Genomic DNA, 1,256 nt, shown 5'->3' with positions numbered 1-1,256 from the left:
TGATCTTGCCCAGTAACGATGGACACCTCAAGAATGTAATACACTGCAACGAGGTGAACCATGGCAAGATCGACGACATCAATGAAGAAAAAATCCTATACCCGTTACTCAGATACCTATCGGCAAGAAGCGTTAGCGCTTGCTGATCGCATAGGCGTTGCCGCAGCGGCTCGTGAACTGGGCATACACTCGAGTCAGCTTTATCAGTGGCGTTCTAAGGTTCAGCAACAGCAAGATACATCTGAGCGAGAGCGGTCGCTGGCAGAAGAAAACGTTCGTCTGAAGCGGCAATTAGCCGAAGCCAATGAGGAGCTGGCTATCACAAAAAAGGCCGCGGTGTACTTTGCGAAGAGCCTGAAGTGAAGTACGCCTTTATCCATCGTCATCGCCAGGCTTTCAGTGTTCAGCGCATGTGCCATGTTGTTGGGGTCGCTCGAAGCGGCTACTACGCTTGGCGACAGCGCGAAGGAGGTCTGTCTCTAAAGCGCAGCCAGCAAGCCGTTCTCGATAAGCGTGTGGCTGCGGCGTTTCACCAACGTAAAGGCCGCTCAGGCGCCCCGAGATTAGCTCTAGACCTGCAAGATGACGGAATACCGGTGAATCGCAAGACCGTGGCTGCCAGCTTACAGCGACAAGGCCTGCGTGCTAAAGCTGCCCGTAAGTTCAAGGCCACCACAAACTCTCGACATTCGCTACCTGTTGCGCCAAACCTGCTAGAGCAAGACTTCAGGGCTTCAGCCCCTAATCAAAAGTGGGTGGGTGATATCACCTACTTGGCGACGGGTGAAGGTTGGCTTTATCTTGCTGTGCTAATTGATCTTTACTCTCGCAAAGTCGTTGGTTGGGCAATGAGCGAGCGTATGACGGCAGATCTTGTCTGTGATGCACTACAAATGGCGCTATGGAAACGTAAAATGCCAACAGGCGTGATCGTCCATTCAGATCGAGGTGGTCAGTACTGTTCGACGCTGTATCAGTCGCTACTGACGCGACATGAACTCAAGTGCAGTATGAGCGCGAAAGGCAACTGTTATGATAACGCCTGTGCCGAAAGCTTCTTTCACAGCCTCAAGGTGGAAGCGATCCACGGCGAGAACTTTAAAACGCGAGATATGATGAGACGCCAGGTGTTTGAATACATCGAACTGGACTACAACAAGCAACGACGGCACAGTGCTATAGGGATGATCAGCCCAGAGGCGTTTGAAGTCCGAATGATCGCTTAAACGAGTGTCCACTGTTGCTGGGTAAGATCA

Annotated in this window: 1 protein-coding gene; it reads left to right on the top strand. The window is 51.8% G+C overall.

Going from position 1 to position 1,256, the window contains the following annotated elements:
• Nucleotides 1–60 precede the first annotated feature (60 nt).
• Nucleotides 61–1,226 (top strand): IS3 family transposase gene (locus ACT3R4_RS18405; protein WP_139296708.1). Its coding sequence is split into 2 segments (ribosomal slippage): nucleotides 61–322 and nucleotides 322–1,226, totalling 1,167 coding nucleotides; the frame shifts between segments, so codons are not numbered across the junction.
• Nucleotides 1,227–1,256 lie beyond the last annotated feature (30 nt).

Source organism: Halomonas sp. AOP7-E1-9, from assembly GCF_052376035.1.
In the GTDB taxonomy this organism is placed as follows: domain Bacteria; phylum Pseudomonadota; class Gammaproteobacteria; order Pseudomonadales; family Halomonadaceae; genus Vreelandella; species Vreelandella citrativorans.
The sequence above is the reverse complement of the archived record's forward strand: the minus strand, read 5'-3'. Positions and strand labels throughout refer to the sequence as shown.